Origin of the sequence: Sphingobacterium shayense (assembly GCF_013179575.1) — a bacterium.
In the GTDB taxonomy this organism is placed as follows: Bacteria; Bacteroidota; Bacteroidia; order Sphingobacteriales; family Sphingobacteriaceae; genus Sphingobacterium; species Sphingobacterium shayense.
On the sequence record NZ_JABMCQ010000347.1, the window covers coordinates 1 to 750 of the forward strand.

Annotated in this window: 1 rRNA gene; it reads left to right on the forward strand. The window is 50.5% G+C overall.

Features of this window, described 5'->3' with window-relative positions:
* Positions 1 to 750: ribosomal RNA gene (locus tag HP439_RS19280) — 23S ribosomal RNA — on the forward strand; the annotation flags it as partial.

The window sequence follows — 750 nt, forward strand, 5'->3', positions numbered from 1 at the left end:
GATAGTACAGCAAAGCTTCGGCGGCGCTGATAGTGCAGGTAATCAGACTTCCAAGAAAACCCGCTAAGCTTCAGGTTATAAAAACCCGTACCGTAAACCGACACAGGTAGTCGAGGAGAGAATCCTAAGGTGCTCGAGTGAATCATGGCTAAGGAACTCGGCAAAATGGCCCTGTAACTTCGGGAGAAGGGGCGCTTCCTCTATGCAAATAGAGAAGCCGCAGTGAAAAGGCCCAGGCGACTGTTTAGCAAAAACATATGGCTTTGCGAAATCGAAAGATGAGGTATAAGGCCTGACACCTGCCCGGTGCTGGAAGGTTAAGAGGGGATGTCAGCCGCAAGGCGAAGCATTGAATCGAAGCCCCAGTAAACGGCGGCCGTAACTATAACGGTCCTAAGGTAGCGAAATTCCTTGTCGGGTAAGTTCCGACCTGCACGAATGGTGTAACGATCTGGGCGCTGTCTCAGCCATGAGCTCGGTGAAATTGTGGTACCGGTGAAGACGCCGGTTACCCGCAACGGGACGGAAAGACCCCATGAACCTTCACTATAGCTTAACATTGAAATTGGGTGCCTAATGTGTAGGATAGGCGGGAGATGTTGAAGCGTGTTCGCTAGGATGCGTGGAATCAACCTTGAAATACCGCCCTTTAGGTATTCGGTTTCTAACTCGATTATGTCGAGGACATTGTTTGGTGGGTAGTTTGACTGGGGTGGTCGCCTCCAAAAAGGTAACGGAGGCTTTCAAAGG